A 308-nucleotide genomic window follows, 5' to 3' on the forward strand; every position below is an offset into this window, starting at 1 on the left:
AAGAAGCTGCCGGGCCCGCTCTATGTCGTAAAGGCACAAATCCATGCCGGCGGCCGCGGCAAGGGCAAGTTCAAGGAACTGGTCCCCGACGCCAAGGGCGGCGTGCGCCTGTCGAAGAGCGTCGAGGAAGTCGAAGCGAACGCCAAGGATGCTCGGCAACACGCTGGTGACGATCCAGACCGGCGACGAGGGCAAGCAGGTCAATCGTCTCTACGTCACCGACGGTGTCGACATCGCGCACGAATATTATCTCTCGATGCTGGTCGATCGCGCCACCGGCCAGGTCGCCATGATCGCATCGACCGAGG

Annotated in this window: 1 pseudogene; it reads left to right on the forward strand. The window is 62.7% G+C overall.

What is annotated here, in order from left to right:
* Window positions 1–308: pseudogene (locus tag A3736_RS04195) on the forward strand (ATP-grasp domain-containing protein); the annotation flags it as partial.

This window comes from Erythrobacter sp. HI0063 (assembly GCF_001635685.1).
Taxonomy (GTDB): Bacteria; Pseudomonadota; Alphaproteobacteria; order Sphingomonadales; family Sphingomonadaceae; genus Qipengyuania.